A 14,022-nucleotide genomic window follows, 5' to 3' on the forward strand; every position below is an offset into this window, starting at 1 on the left:
TCTCGGAACAAGAAAACCGCACAATATTAGATGGTTCAAGACAATTTCCTAAACCACTCCCCGGCGCTGGCGATCTACGTGAGGCTCTTGGCCCCACCGGGGAACGTCGAGGACTTTCTGCATGGGCGCGGAATAGAGATTAGCCACAAACGCATGCGCTTCTGCTGGAACATGGTCTCCACCAGCCTCAAGCCAAGTGGTCCATGAAAGCGGCCTCCAAACGCGAAATGCTTGATACAACTCCGTCCACGAGGATTAAGGTCAGCACGAACGACGGCCCTCCCTGAACACTCGGGCACATGCTTCCCGCTCCTTCCGAACTCGGGCCATTGTCTTGCTCCCGGCTCCACGATCAGCGAGACTTGTCGAGTAATCGGAGATCGTCGGGCGTGCGCGCTGATCCGTCGGTCTGCAGCGCTCCTCACGTCCGGCAGGGAAGGGAGGAAGGCATGACTATCTCCAAGAAACTCAAGGAGCATCTCGAGCGCGAACGCATCGCGTACGATACGATTGCGCACCCGCGCACTGCGACGACCAGCGAGAGCGCTCAGGCTACCCACGTGCCTGGGGACCTGGTTGCGAAGGGCGTACTGATCCATCACGAACGGGGTTATGTCTTGGCTGTCGCGCCGAGCACACGCCGTCTCAATTTGAGTGCGGTCCAGGATCTCGTCGGAGCTCGGCTGGGCCTTGCTAGCGAGAAGGAGATCGAAAGCGTTTTTGAAGACTGCTTGCCCGGCGCCGTTCCGCCCGTCGGCGCTGCCTACGATCTGCCCACGCTGCTCGACGAAAGTCTGAATGAAGTCAACGAGGTATACTTCGAAGGAGGCGATCACCGCACCTTGGTATTGGTCTCGGGTCAGGATTTCCGGCATCTTCTGGCGGCCTCTCAGTGCGCAGCCTTTAGCGAGCACGTCTGACGGGCCCACCGCCGGCTCCAAACCGAGAAGATCCGGCGATGGTGACGGGCGCGAGGACAGCGCTACAATGCCGGCGCGCGACGTTCGGCACCTACGAAAAACGGACACGGTAATGGGCTCTCTCACAAGAGCTCGTCATGAGTAGAGTTAGTCGCTTCCCTAGTCCCTCAGGACGAGGAAGCCGAACCCATACTGCCACTTCAAGAGGTTGCCCGAGATCATTCGCCTGATGGTCATGACGTCGACATGCTTGGCGCACTCAACGACGAGTGCCGATGGCCCGCTCCAACCAGGAACAAACCCGCTCCAGCATGCCGGCCTTTAGTTGGGCCCGCACCACCCACTCGACGAGCGGCGGCAGATCTCGCCCGCCTAAACTCCCGCACGTTCAGATAAACTCAGGCAGGTTCGAATTCGTCTGATGACATCCCGCCCGGTGACCAGCGTGCCTGGTGCCGGCAATCGCCTTGCCGCGAACCTTGACGCTTGGCGGCTTCGTGACCCAACTGGGGGCGGCGCGATTTGCGAAGTGTCGATCGGACCTAGGCGTCGAGGTGAGTTCGAACGGTGGATGATGGCTGAGGAGGCTCGCGCCTCGAGCGTCAGGCGCCGAAGGCCGGAGCATAGCTTTGAAGCACAGTCCGAGACCGAGATCGTACCACTCCTGGGTCGCCAACGAGACCCTGGAAGACTACGCACTGCGCTTCGCCGCGAAGTCCTTCCGCCGCTGGTCTCCCTTCGTGATCGCAAACACGGCGCTCGGGGGTATCTCGTTCCTCGCGCTTGAAGCGATCGGTGGCGCGATCACGCTGAGCTTCGGATTCCACAACGCTTTTCCGGCGATCATCGTGACCTGCCTCTTCATCTTCGTCACGAATTTTCCGATCGCTTACTACTCGAGCCGGCACAAGGTCGACATGGACCTGCTCACCCGCGGAGCCGGGTTCGGCTATATCGGCTCCACCATTACCTCGCTGATCTATGCGTCGTTCACTTTCATTTTCTTTGCGCTCGAAGGCGCAATCATGGCTCAGGCGCTCAAGCTCTATGCCGATATTCCGCTGGTGCTTGGCTACATCATTTCATCGCTTGTCGTGATTCCGATCACGTTCGCGGGCATGACGATGATCAGCCGCTTGCAGATCGCTACGCAGCCGATTTGGATTGTCATGCTCTTCGCGCCATTCCTCGCGGTCGTCGTCGGGGATCCGGAGACGGTGCGGCTCTGGATTGATCACGCCGGCACGGCCACCGACCACGGCGGCTTCGATGTCATCGCGTTCGGCTCGGCGATAAGCATCCTCTTCGCGCTCTCGATCCAGATTGGCGAACAGGTCGACTATTTGCGCTTTCTGCCCGACCGCACCCGTGCAAATCGCGTCGGCTGGTGGGCAACCGTGGTCTCGGCCGGGCCGGGATGGATCGTGATCGGCGGCTTCAAGATCCTGTTCGGAAGCCTGTTGGCGGTTCTTGCCGTCAGCGCAGGGCTACCCCGAGAAACCGCGCTCGAACCGATCCACATGTTCATCGGCGCCTACAGCTACATGTTTGATGATCCGAAGATTGTCCTCGCCGCGGCGGCAATCTTCGTCTTGATCTCTCAGATCAAGATCAATGTGACGAATGCCTATGCGGGCTCTCTGGCCTGGTCCAACTTCTTCTCGCGCGTGACGCACCAGCACCCGGGACGGGTCGTCTGGTTGATCTTCAATATACTGATTTCCTTGTTGCTGATGCTTCTCGGAATCTTCCAGACGCTGGAACTCGTGCTGGCGGTCTATTCCGTGATCGCAGCCGCTTGGATCGCAGCGCTGTTTGCCGATCTGGCCATCCTCAAGCCCATGCGGATCAGCCCGTCATTCATCGAGTTCCGTCGCGCCTATCTTTACGACTTCAATCCGGTTGGGTGCGGCTCGATGGCGTTCGGCGCCCTTATTGGCATTCTTTGCTTCGCCGGCCTTGCCGGGCCGGTGGCCGAAGCATTTGCCGCGCCGCTGGCATTCTTGCTGGCGCTGATCGCCGCGGTGGTGATCGGTGTCGCGACGAAGGGGCAATACTATCTTGCGCGTCAGCCGGCAGTCTTTGGCAAGGCGCGTGATCATGTAATCCAATGCGCACTTTGCGGTGCCGAGTACGAGCGGCCCGACATGGTGCGCTGCCCGTTTCACGAGAGCCCACTCTGTTCGCTCTGCTGCAGCCTCGACGCGCAATGTCACGACATGTGCAAGCAGACCAGCAGGGCGGACGATCCCAGGGAGGCAGGAATTGTCTCCCGCGCGTCGCGCGGCAAGATCGCTCCCTTCATGGAGCGACGCCTGCGAAAGGTCGCAGTGATCTTCTTCGGGCTCGTCGTCGTTGCGGCTGCGGTATTCCTCTTGACCTATCGGCTGATCGACTACCCTGAAGCCACGCCCCGAGACAGTGGCCAGCTTCTCTTCCGCACCTTCCTGGCCATGTTGCCGCTGTTGGCGGTCGGTGCGTGGTGGGTCGTCCTTTCGCATGAGAGCCGAGAATTGGCCGAGTATGAACTCATGACCTCGCTCGACGAGTTGCGCCGAACACAGGAGGAATTGACCCGCAACGAGAAGCTTGCCGCGATCGGCCATATCACCGCAACGGTGAGCCACGAACTGCGAAACCCTCTCGGGACCATGGTGACGTCGTCGGAGATCCTGGGCCGCCTGCTGCCCCGTGGCGCCGAGCCCGTGCGCGAGGAGCTGGAGCGGTTGCAGCGCAATGTCTGGCGTTGTGTCCACATCATCGACGACTTGCTGGAATTCTCGCGCAACAGGGACCCGATCATGGCGCCGATCTCGATCGACGACTGGGTGCGCGGCCAGTTGGCGTCCGGGGATCTCGGGGTCGACGTGGAGCCAGAGCTAGACCTTCGTGCGGGCCGCGCAATGCTGGGAGACAGCGAACGACTTCGCCAGATTCTCGGCAACCTTCTTGTCAATGCCGTCCATGCCTGCGAGGCGCGCGAGGGCACCAATCCGAAAATCGTCGTCGGAACGCGCCACGAGGGGGATAGGGTCATCCTGTGGATTGCAGACAACGGTATCGGAATCGCGGACGATGCAATCACGAAGGTGTTCGAGCCGCTTTACAGTACAAAAGCCTTCGGGGTCGGTCTCGGGATGCCTATCGTGAAGCGGATCGTGGATCAGCACGGCGGTGACATCTCGATTGCGAGCGAGCACGGTCAAGGAACAACCGTCACGCTCTCGTTTCCCGTCGCGCATGCGTCGCGATGACCGGCATGGGACCGTCGATCGAGCCGCCTCAGGGCGACACGCCGTCCGCACCAGCATCTGCTGGACAGCGCGTTCTTGTCGTCGATGACGACAAGGACTTCGCCGCAAGCCTGACAAACCTGCTGCGCATAGAGGGCTACAGGGTTCACGTTGCGCACGATGTCGAGAGTGCGCTTGCCGGACTGATCCAGAGCGGCGCGCTGGTTGCCTTGGTCGACATTCGGCTGGGCTCCGAGAGTGGCGTGGATCTGGTACAGGAGCTCCGCCGCCATCGCCCCGAGATGATCTGCGTGATCGTCACGGCGTTCGCTTCTCTGGAAACGGCGATCCAAGCCTTGCAAGCCGGCGCATACGACTATCTTTGCAAGCCGTTCTACTCGCATGACCTGCTCGCGACCCTCGCGCGGTGCTTCGAGCGGCTCGAACTGATTGAACGACATCGCCGTGCGAGCGAACTGCTGAGCCACCGAAAGCGCATGGAAGCGATCGGTCAGATGACCCGCGGCATCGCACACGACTTCAACAACATGCTTTCGGTCCAGTACGCCACCTTGCGCTGGCTCGAGGACCATCTTCCGACGGGTTCCGAGATGGCCGATGCGGTCGCCGACGCGCTCGGGTCACTCGAGTCGGGCCGCACGATGGCCAAACGCCTTCTGGATTTCGGACGCATGGGTGCCGGCGAGACCGAGATGGTGGACCTGCAGGGTGAGCTGCCGCAGATCGCTCGCCTTTTGCGCCGGACGCTTGGCGAAGACGTGGCAGTGACGGTCGAGGTTGCGAATGAGGCGTTGCCGGTGCAAACCTCGCGCGGCGGCCTTGAAGCCGCCCTGCTCAATCTCGCACTGAATGCGCGCGACGCGATGACGAAAAGCGCGTGGCTTGCGCTGGATGCCCGTAAGGTCGCGATCCTGCCGGAGCCCGGATCGGTCGATGACGCGATCCCAGGCGCTTACATCAGGCTTTCCGTGGCAGACAGCGGCACCGGAATGTCCGCCGAGATCAGGAGGCGCGCGCTGCAGCCGCTGTTCACGACCAAGCCCCGCGGACAGGGAAGCGGCTTGGGCCTTCCGATGGTCGACAACTTCATCCGTCAGGCTGGTGGGTATATGGCGATCGCGAGTGCGCCCGGTGAAGGGACGCGGGTCGATCTCTATTTTCCCTGCGTGACGTCCTCGGAAGCCTCGGACACGTCGACCCGAGGCACGAACGTATAGCCGACGCCCCGGATCGTGCGAATGATCTTCGAGCGACCGGCGTGATCGTCGAGCTTGCGTCGCAACTTGGCGATCAGCACGTCGATGCTCCGGTCATACGGCGTCCATTGTCGATGCGAGACGATGTCGAGGATCTGCTCTCGCGAAAGGACGCGGCCACGACGCACCACCAAGGCCTTCAGCAACTGAAACTCCTGCCCTGTCAGGCGAACCGGGCCGCCCTCCGGAGGAACGAGCGAGAGTGTCGTCGCATCGAGCTGCCAACCGGCAAAATGCCAGATCTCTCCCGTATCGCCCGAGCCCGCAGGGAGTGCGTGAGACGATCCCGGCTGGCGCCCATAGCGTCGGAGAACTGTTCGGACCCGGGCTACAAGCTCCCGCGGCTCGAAGGGCTTGGTGACATAGTCATCGGCTCCGAGCTCCAGGCAAACCACCTTGTCGATGGTGTTGTCCTTCCCGGAGAGCATGATGAGCGGAAGATCGTGCTGCGTGCGCAGGCCACGGGCCAGCGAGATACCATCCTCACCCGACGGAAAGTTGATATCCAGAATTACGAGGTCGAACCGCTCGTCCGCCAAAGCACGCCGCATCGACGGCCCGTCCTGAGCGGCGCGGAAGCCGTAGCCTTCGTCCTTCAGAATTCGGCCAAGGGCCGCGCAGAGATGACGATCATCGTCCACGGCTAGGACCCGGCGCTGTGTCATCGCAGCCATGGCGGTCAGCATATGCACAGGCGGCGTGGAGCGTCGAGATCGAGACTGCGCCCTGAGTGCATCATGGGGCTCTGATTACAAAAGATTACAGTGCAGGGCTGCGCCGTCGCACTGCGATTACGTAGGCCCGCTAGCGTTTTCTCACCGGTATAGGCCCTCCCGCCGCCCTGGCGCGGAAGGAAATAGCTGCGCTCGCCCGCCGGACAACAATGGCGAGCCGCCCTGTGGAGGAAAACAATGCCCAAGACAGTTTTCTCGATCGACCTGAACAAGGCGCCCGAGGACCAGGAGATCAAGACCCACAATCGCTGGCATCCCGACATTCCGATGGTCGAGACCTTCAAGACAGGCGAGGTCTTCCGCGTCGAGTGTTATGACTGGACCGGCGGCCAGATCGGCAACAACGACAGCGCCAATGACGTGCGCGACGTCGACCTTACCCGGGTGCACTATCTCTCCGGTCCGTTCGGTTTCGAGGGTGCCGAGCCGGGCGATCTGCTGGTCGTCAACATCCTCGACATCGGCGCGCTTCCGAATTCCGAGTGGGGCTTCAATGGCCTCTTCGCCAAGGAGAACGGCGGCGGCTTCCTGACCGAGCACTATCCGAACGCGACCAAGTCGTGCTGGGACTTCGAAGGCATCTACACGACGTCCCGGCACATCCCGGGCGTGCGCTATCCCGGCATCATCCATCCCGGCCTGATCGGCTGCCTGCCCGATCACAAGCTCCTGGCCGAGGCGAACCGGCGCGAGGCCGAACTGGTTGCGACCGATCCCAACCGCGTGCCACCGCTTGCCGCTCTGCCCTATTCCGACACGGCGTTGATGGGTCAGATGAAGGGCGATGCCGCACGAAAGGCAGCCGAGGAAGCCTGGCGCACGGTTCCGCCGCGCGAGCATGGCGGCAACTGCGATATCAAGAACCTGTCGCGCGGCTCGCAGGTCTACTTCCCTGTCTATGTGAAGGGTGGCGGCCTCTCGATGGGCGACATCCACTTCAGCCAGGGCGATGGCGAGATCACCTTCTGCGGCGCGATCGAAATGGCCGGCTGGATCGATATCAGCGTCGACATCATCAAGGGCGGCATGGCGAAGTACAACGTCATCAACCCGATCTTCAAGCCGAGCCCGATCGATCCGCATTTCGACGACTACCTGATCTTCGAGGGTATCTCGGTCGACGAGCACACGGGCGAGCAGTACTACCTCGATGCCCATGTCGCCTATCGCCGCGCGTGCCTCAACGCCATCGAATATCTGAAGAAATTCGGATACACGGGCGAGCAGGCCTACAGCATCCTGGGAACGGCCCCGGTCGAGGGGCGGATTGCCGGCATCGTGGACATTCCCAATGTCTGCGCGACACTCGCGATCCCGACGGCCATCTTCGATTTCGACATCAATCCGAACGCGTCGGGGCCGACCCGGCAGGTGTCCGGCGTTGATGTCGCCCGCACAAGCTGAGCCAACGGCCGTCATGGCCCAAACCGTCGCGCGCGGTCGGCATGTCCCTGCGCGCGGCGAAACGGGGGAGGAGAACGATCATGTTGCTCGGCTTTGCGCTGCTCTATGTTGGCGCGGTCCTGTTTCTCAATGGGCTCTGGCTTCTCGGCCGAATCCAGGACCGCGAGATCATCGTCATCAATGTCGTCTCGGGCTTCGTCACGCTTTCGGTCGCTATGTCGTCGGCCTTCGGGGTTGATGCGGACCTTGCTTCGGTGAAGGCGGCGGCACTGACGCTTCTGTTCAGCACGACCTATCTTTGGGTCGCCTATAATCGAACTGTCGATGTCGACGGCCGCGGGCTTGGATGGTTCAGCCTGTTCGTCGCGATCACCGCGGTGCCGGTGGCCCTGCAGTCCTTCGCCAACTCATCGACCGCGCTTGATTTATGGATGGCCTTGAACTGGAGCGCTTGGGCGGTCCTTTGGTTCATGTACTTCCTGCTCCTCGCCTTGCAGCGACCCATCCTGCGGCAAACGGGCATCGTGACGTTGCTCGTCGGGATCGGAACGGGCTGGCTTCCCGGATTTCTGCTGCTCGAGGGTCTGCTCTGAAAGGTCTCGCGACTGCGCCGGTATCCCGGCGCAGCGCCTGAGTGAATTCATATCCCGGAGTCAAACATGCCAATCTATGGCTACCTGTGCACCTCCTGCGGCCCGTTCGATTCCTGGGCCACCCTCGACCGCTCCGACCAGTCATGCGCCTGCCCGTCATGCGGGGCCGAGAGCAGGCGAGAAGTGGCGATGCCGCATCTCGCGACGATGAACCCGACGCTGCGCGGGGCGTTCGCTCGTTCCGAGAAGTCTGGAAGCGAGCCGAAGGTGGTGAAGAAGAAACATCTCGCAGGGTGTGGCTGTGCGATCTGCAAGTTGGGCCCCCGCCAGAACAACGTAAGAAAGCGATGGTCAATCGGCCATTAAGCGTGCCGCCCGCTTCGGGTGCGGTGGCTTGGCCTCGGGGCGACACACCTCGCGGCAATGTCACTTGGTGCGTGCGGATGGCCTGATCTCATGTCGGAGCCTTCGAGCTCGGGCCATCCACCGAGTGACGCATGCCCGCCGGCTGTGCCCGACCTGCGCGGGATATGGTTTCTCGCGGCGGGTCAGGTCTTGGCGTGGGCGGGCCTCTTTTACAGCTTTGCGGCACTGCTGCTGACCTGGGAGAGGAGCCAGGGCTGGCAAAAGACGGAACTCGCACTTGGCTTTTCCGTCGCGGTCCTGGTCTCGGCGGTCACTGCGCCGCTGGTCGGGGGAATGATCGATGCCGGCCACGGGCGGAGGGTCCTGTGCCTCGGTCCGATCATGGGATCGGGTGCACTCGTCCTGCTTGCCTCGGTGCAGACCGAGGTCGAGTTCGGACTTGTCTGGCTGATCATCGGCCTTGCCCAAGCAGCATGTCTCTACGAGGCGTGTTTCGCGCTTGTTACCTTGCGGCTCGGGGCAGCCGCGAACGTGGGAATTCTCCGCATCGCATTGATTGCAGGACTCGCCTCGCCGCTTGCCTTCCTCCTCGCCGCAACAATTGGCGAGGAACTCGGCTGGCGGACTGCAGTTCTCGTGCTCGCGGCGCTGGTGGCCGTTGGCGCCGCGCCGCTCAACTGGATCGGGGTGACACTGTTGGAGAGGGGCACCAAGCCCCCCCGGAAACTCCGAGCCTCGGACGCGCGGCATCGGTCAGCTGTCCATGTCATGCGCTCGGCGCCATTCCTGCTCGTAGCAATGGCCTTCACCATGGCGTCGTTGAACCATGGAATTCTGCTCACTCACATCGTGCCCCTCGTGGTCGACCGCGGAGTGTCGGATACCATGGCATTCGTTGCGGCGTCATTGGTGGGGCCAATGCAGGTGATTGGCCGATTGGCGATACTGCCGGTCGCGGGGCGCGTCAGCAGCCGCGTTCTCGCGTGTCTCGCCTTCCTTGGCCTCGGCCTCGCATCGCTGGCCTTGCTGGCCAGCCGCCAGGTCACGGTGCTTGTCTTCGTGTTCGCTGGTTTGCAGGGCGCGGCCTATGGCCTGACGAGCATCCTGCGACCCTCGGTGACCGCGGAGACCATGGGCCGTGCCGAATTCGGCACCATTTCCGGATGGCTGGCGCTGCCTTGCCTCGTGGGGTTCGCCGTTGCTCCCACCGTCTCCTCTCGCCTGTGGCAGCAGGGGGGCTACGATCTTGCGATCACCGTCGCATTGTGTTCCGCCGCTATCGGGTTGGGTTGCCTTCTTGCACTTCGAACTGAGAAATGGCGTTGAGCGCAGGATAGGCGTCAGAGACGAGACCGTGCGGTTCTCGTGGCATCAGTTGGACCAGCGCTCGCCGCCGAGATGCGATGCAAGCGCGCCGCACCGAGCGAGATCCGCGGGACACATGTGCAGTCGACGGGATGGTGAATGAATACCGCGGCAAGAACTTGCACCTGCCCCTGCGACAAAGCGTGCGAGCGATGCTCCTCTTCCGGCGAAAGCGAAGCCTGCAGACCTTCGCCTCCGTCCATGCATCCGTCACATCCAATTCAACGAGGAACCCAGCCTCTCAAGTGGGAGCGTGTTCAGGCTGACCAACGCCGCCGCTCTCGCCGGCTGGTGTCAATCGGATTTGGCCTTAAACACCCCTGCCCCGGCAAAACCGATACTGGTTCGAATTGATCTGACCCCACGCGGGCAGTACCAGTGTGGCTATTCGTCAAGGCAATCTCATGCGCTTGGTGCTGATCTCTGTGGCCAAGCGCTCCGCAAGGACGAAGGTCGAGGTTAGGGCGGGCGTAAAGACGAGCGCTCAATCCGCGACAGCTTCACTGCCGTGGCGCAGGCTTGGTTGTGGGCTCTGAAATCGAGGTGCTCGCGCGTTTCCAGGCATTTCAAGAGGAGACGAACTGCTTTGTCTGATGGTTCCAGAACGCTCACCGACCCGAGCACGTGCATCCCGATCGAAAGGACGCCTGAGAACGATGAGATCTACCGCTACATCCGCAGCGAGATCCAGTTCGAGCTCGGTTTGATCAATGCCCGCGTGAACTGGCTGGTCGCCAGCCAGGCCTTTCTGTTCGTCCCTCTCACGATTGGCACGCGCGGCACGGCGGTCGGCGACAGCCTGTTCTTCCCGCTGATCCCGTTGCTCGGGGTGGTGCTGTGCCTGCTCGTGCTGGTCGCAATCCTTGCCGCGGTCTGGCGGAGCCGGCAGTGGCGCGCGAAGTGCCAGAATGGCGCCTACTCGGGACAGTACAGCCGCGGCCAGTACTCGATCGTCATGCCCCACACTCCCGCGATCCCGGTCATGGGAATGGTCGGTGCAATCGGTGTCCCAGCCGTGTTGGCGCTGACCTGGCTCTACCTGCTGATCGCACCGCCCGTCACCGCCTGATCCGGAGAACGAAGCGCCACGACAGGCTGCGGCACGCAGAAAATGCCTTGCCAAACTGGAACGGCGCAAATGGATCTCGAGTCTGCGGGCAGGCACTCATTGCCTCCCGCCCGGACCTCACGGTTGTCAGCAGGCTTGCGCCCATGTTCCGCATCGGGGCAATGGTCTCAGTTCCGGCGCCGCGGCTGCCTCCGATGACAAGCGCGCCCTTGTCATCGAAGTGCAGGAAATCACTCATCAATGGATTTCCAAGCTCGCAATCCGGTCGCCCGTCAGCCCAAAAGTGAAAGTCAGGATCACAGGACTGCCGGGAAAATTGCCGCTGACCCTGGCCGACACGATCCATTGGTCATCGTCGGTTGCGGTCCGCTCCTGGGGTTCTGCGATAGCGCCATAAGCCGCCTTGGTTTTCTGCAACCAGTGGCGGATTGCCTTGGCGCCCCGGTATGTCCCGCCCTCGTCATGCACGATGGCATCTGCCGCGAAGGCTTGGACCAGCGCGTCCACGTCGTTGCGGGCATCGGCAGCAAAGTAGCTTTCTATCGGTTCAGGAAGGGTCATGATGTCATTCCTCGTTCTTGTTCGAGGAACATCTACCCATTGTCTTCCGTCCCGATAAGGTCGATAAACTGGCATGCGTTGATACGATATTCGGGACAATGAGCAAGATCAGTCTGAGAGATCTGGAGGCAGTGCTGGCCATCGCGCGCCGCGGTTCGTTCCGCGCCGCGGCGACGGAACTGGACATTTCCACCACCGCGCTGTCGCATGGGATCGCTCGGCTGGAAGCCGAGCTTGGCATCCGCCTCTTCAATCGAACGACCCGTACTGTAGCTCTGACCGAGGCAGGGCAGCAGTTCGTCGACCGCATCGGCCCGGCGTTGTCGGATATTGACCGCGCAATGGATTCAGCCCGCTCGCATGGCGAGACGCCTTCCGGCGTGCTGCGCATCAATGCCTCGGCGGTGCCCGCAGAAGCGATCATGTCGGGTCTCGTCCCGGACTTCCTGCGCCGCCATCCAAGGATGGAAGTTGATCTGAGAACCGAGGAACGTCTTGTCGACATCGTCGCCGAGGGCTTCGATCTCGGTATCAGGGTACGCGACCTCGTGCCGACGGACATGATCGCGCTTTCGATCGGACAGTGGCAGCGCTACGCCGTGGTCGCCTCGCCGGAATACCTGGCCGACCGAGCACCACCGCAGAATCCGGGCGATCTCAAGGACCACGACTGCATCCGCGCACGCCTGCCCAGCGGCGCCCTCCTGCGATGGCACTTCGAGCGCCAAGGCGAGACGGTATCGGTTGACGTGACGGGCAGACTTACCCTGGACGATGCCGGCGTCGCGCGATGCGCCGTGCTTCGGGGGGCGGGCATCGGAATTTTCCTCGAGCAGAGCGTCTGCGACGACATCGCGGCTGGCCGCATGACCCGGCTTCTCGAGGACTGGACGCCGCCACGCTCGGATTATTGCCTCTACTCTCCGAGTCGCCGCCATCCATCCGCCGGGCTGGCTGCCTTTCTCGCCATGGCGCGGGAGTTGGCGAACAATGCGCGTCGCGCGGCCGCTACTTGGGATTCCCAATCATCAGACGCTTCATCCGCTGATCCCGTTGGGACGCATACATGGCGACGAGCCCGCAGACCGCGGAAACCGTCACGATGAAAAACGGCAATCGGATATCGACGCTCATCAGTCCGCCGCCGATCAGCGACATCACCCCGCCCGCAAGACAGAAGACGGCCGTGGTCACACCCATGACCCAGCCTTGCTCGCTTTCCTTCACGCTGATCGAGAAGAGACCGAGCAGGGTCGGATAGGTGACGCCGAACAGAAAATAGAAAAAGAACACCGGCACGAAGCACAGAAGCGCGACCGGCGAGAGGACGACTGCGAGCGAGCAGAGCGCCATCATGGCAAGTGTGACGGTGATGATCTGCGGCTTGGCAAAATGTGCCTGCGCCGGCTTGACCAGGAACGTGCTGGAAAACGCCAGTGCAAAACCGATCACCAGCATCACGGCACTGGCCCCGATTTCGCCATAGCCGAAGGCGCTGGTGAGATAGTTATCAATAAAGACGTAGAAGGTTACGTTCGAAATCATGAAGAACGCATAGACGGGCATGATCCGCAACACGAGCGGCTGATCGGCCACGCGCCAGAGGCTGTCGACGATGTCGCGCGGGCGGAAAACGAAGGGCTCACGTTCCGTGCGCATGTCGCGGAAGAATACGAGGACAAGGAAGATGGCCACCAAAACAAGCCCCAGCGCCGCGTAGAACGGTGTGGTCAGGCTCGCCACGTCGCCGATCAGGTCCTTGTCCGACAGTACGCCGCCGATGATGGGGCCGCCGACGAGCCCGAAGCTCACACCGGTAACGATGTAGCCCATGTTCCGGTCGCGATCGGCGGCGTCGACGCTTCCATCTACCATTGCCGCCTGCGCGATTGGCTGGTTCCCCGCGGTGAACCCGGTGATCGCGCGGCCAATGATCAGGAGCCAAAGACTGCTGATCGTCAGCGCAATGATGGTGACGACATAGCCCGCGAACGCTCCGCCAAGACAGATCAGCAGCGCATTGCGCCGTCCAATCGCGTCCGACACGCGCGAGACGTAAACCACCTCCAGGAACCACGACAGGAAGAAGATGCCAATCACCAGACCGTAGTCGAAATGTCGCCGCGCGGTGGATGTTCCCGCCGGCAGAAAATTCGACTCGGGCTTCATGACCAGCGTGTCGATGATCGGGAACACCAGGCCTTGGCCGATCAGGTCGACGAACACGACAAACATCAGTGTGATTTTCACCATGGTTGACATCGTGCAGCCTCCCCTCTGGCCAGATCACGACAGTAATTCAGCCGCACCGTTTCACCTAGGTTCGAACCCCGTGCGCCATTGGGTTTGCGTGGTACATCGGGCTCCTTGCCGGAGACATCGCGTGAGCACGAGGATGAGCGGCACTGAGCAGCCTGATCTGACTGGTCCAAGTTGAGTGTTAGTGCATGACTGGCTCTGCCTGCTGGCCGAGAAGAACGACGCCGGCCCCAGGACGGTC

13 protein-coding genes are annotated in these 14,022 nt (G+C 61.9%); 9 read left to right on the plus strand and 4 right to left on the minus strand.

Features of this window, described 5'->3' with window-relative positions; genetic code table 11:
- Positions 1-449: 449 nt before the first annotated feature.
- The 3 genes from H0I76_RS03360 (at position 450) to H0I76_RS03370 (ending at position 5,391) form a co-directional block, all read left to right on the plus strand.
- A complete protein-coding gene (locus H0I76_RS03360) occupies positions 450-920 on the plus strand; it encodes an aminoacyl-tRNA deacylase (RefSeq protein ID WP_200607064.1) in 471 nt (156 codons plus the stop codon).
- A 629-nt stretch (positions 921-1,549) separates the two neighbouring features.
- Positions 1,550-4,174: an ATP-binding protein gene (locus H0I76_RS03365; RefSeq protein WP_200607066.1), complete on the plus strand. Its 2,625-nt coding sequence runs from the start codon at positions 1,550-1,552 to the stop codon at positions 4,172-4,174.
- Positions 4,171-5,391: a sensor histidine kinase gene (locus H0I76_RS03370; protein WP_200607069.1), complete on the plus strand. Its 1,221-nt coding sequence runs from the start codon at positions 4,171-4,173 to the stop codon at positions 5,389-5,391. Before H0I76_RS03365 ends, H0I76_RS03370 begins: the two co-directional genes overlap by 4 nt.
- Here the strand turns inward: H0I76_RS03370 and H0I76_RS03375 are convergent.
- Complete coding sequence (locus H0I76_RS03375; RefSeq protein WP_234455063.1) at positions 5,328-6,104, minus strand: response regulator; 777 nt, start codon at positions 6,102-6,104, stop codon at positions 5,328-5,330. The genes H0I76_RS03370 and H0I76_RS03375 overlap by 64 nt on opposite strands.
- A gap of 237 nt (positions 6,105-6,341) precedes the next feature.
- On the opposite strand from H0I76_RS03375, the gene fmdA reads away from it, so the two are divergent.
- The 5 genes from fmdA to H0I76_RS03400 all read left to right on the plus strand — a co-directional run bounded on the left by fmdA (position 6,342) and on the right by H0I76_RS03400 (position 10,961).
- Positions 6,342-7,568 (plus strand): formamidase, encoded by a 1,227-nt coding sequence (gene fmdA, locus H0I76_RS03380; RefSeq protein ID WP_200607073.1) that lies wholly within the window; start codon positions 6,342-6,344, stop codon positions 7,566-7,568.
- Positions 7,569-7,609: 41 nt separating this feature from the next.
- Positions 7,610-8,161, plus strand: coding sequence for an AmiS/UreI family transporter (locus tag H0I76_RS03385; RefSeq protein WP_325166397.1), 552 nt, complete (start codon positions 7,610-7,612; stop codon positions 8,159-8,161).
- Positions 8,162-8,227: 66 nt separating this feature from the next.
- Positions 8,228-8,527: an FmdB family zinc ribbon protein gene (locus H0I76_RS19745; RefSeq protein WP_200607075.1), complete on the plus strand. Its 300-nt coding sequence runs from the start codon at positions 8,228-8,230 to the stop codon at positions 8,525-8,527.
- Positions 8,528-8,671: 144 nt separating this feature from the next.
- Complete coding sequence (locus H0I76_RS03395; RefSeq protein WP_200607078.1) at positions 8,672-9,853, plus strand: MFS transporter; 1,182 nt, start codon at positions 8,672-8,674, stop codon at positions 9,851-9,853.
- A gap of 625 nt (positions 9,854-10,478) precedes the next feature.
- Positions 10,479-10,961 carry a hypothetical protein gene (locus H0I76_RS03400; protein ID WP_200607080.1) on the plus strand — a complete coding sequence of 161 codons (483 nt, stop codon included), beginning with the start codon at positions 10,479-10,481 and terminating at the stop codon, positions 10,959-10,961.
- Here the strand turns inward: H0I76_RS03400 and H0I76_RS03405 are convergent.
- On the minus strand, positions 10,951-11,199 hold the full coding sequence (locus tag H0I76_RS03405) for a hypothetical protein (RefSeq protein ID WP_200607082.1): 249 nt from the start codon (positions 11,197-11,199) through the stop codon (positions 10,951-10,953). The two genes, H0I76_RS03400 and H0I76_RS03405, sit on opposite strands and share 11 nt — an antisense overlap.
- Complete coding sequence (locus H0I76_RS03410) at positions 11,199-11,522, minus strand: nuclear transport factor 2 family protein (protein WP_200607084.1); 324 nt, start codon at positions 11,520-11,522, stop codon at positions 11,199-11,201. Before H0I76_RS03410 ends, H0I76_RS03405 begins: the two co-directional genes overlap by 1 nt.
- Positions 11,523-11,620: 98 nt before the next feature.
- On the opposite strand from H0I76_RS03410, the gene H0I76_RS03415 reads away from it, so the two are divergent.
- Positions 11,621-12,628: a LysR family transcriptional regulator gene (locus tag H0I76_RS03415; protein ID WP_200607087.1), complete on the plus strand. Its 1,008-nt coding sequence runs from the start codon at positions 11,621-11,623 to the stop codon at positions 12,626-12,628.
- On the opposite strand, the gene H0I76_RS03420 is transcribed toward H0I76_RS03415, so the two are convergent.
- Positions 12,531-13,784 carry an MFS transporter gene (locus H0I76_RS03420; RefSeq protein WP_200607089.1) on the minus strand — a complete coding sequence of 418 codons (1,254 nt, stop codon included), beginning with the start codon at positions 13,782-13,784 and terminating at the stop codon, positions 12,531-12,533. The genes H0I76_RS03415 and H0I76_RS03420 overlap by 98 nt on opposite strands.
- Positions 13,785-14,022: the final 238 nt, after the last annotated feature.

The organism is Thermohalobaculum xanthum (assembly GCF_016623495.1).
Taxonomy (GTDB): Bacteria; Pseudomonadota; Alphaproteobacteria; order Rhodobacterales; family Rhodobacteraceae; genus Thermohalobaculum; species Thermohalobaculum xanthum.